Source organism: Streptomyces sp. 4F14, assembly GCF_048159485.1.
In the GTDB taxonomy this organism is placed as follows: Bacteria; Actinomycetota; Actinomycetes; order Streptomycetales; family Streptomycetaceae; genus Streptomyces.
Map to the genome: position 1 here is coordinate 1 of NZ_JBLRVY010000362.1, position 323 is coordinate 323.

At 71.8% G+C, this 323-nt stretch carries 1 protein-coding gene; it reads left to right on the forward strand.

Annotation, left to right across the window (positions count from 1 at the left end; translation table 11 throughout):
* Window positions 1-295 (forward strand): DUF2690 domain-containing protein (locus ACLZOT_RS51120; protein ID WP_416976134.1); only part of this gene is annotated, 295 nt, incomplete at its 5' end.
* Window positions 296-323: the final 28 nt, after the last annotated feature.

Genomic DNA, 323 nt, shown 5'->3' on the forward strand with positions numbered 1-323 from the left:
GGACACCCTCGCCTCCCACCGCACGGCCTCCGGCGCCTGGCTGGAACTGCGCTACAGCCCCGAGTGCGGCACGAGTTGGGCCCGCATGTGGGCGACGCGCGTCGGCGACCGGCTGGAGATGTCGGCGGCCGGCGGCGGTCATGTCCACGACGCGGAGGTCCAGAGCGCCGTGGACGCGGCCAACTACATCTACACCCCCATGACCGCGACCCGTCCGGGAGCCGTCGTCCGGGCCTGCTTCCACCCTTCCGCGGGCGGCGGCGAGGAGTGTTTCGACAGCCGTGTGACGGAGTGAGGCGCGTTGTCAGTGGCTGCCCTTACAG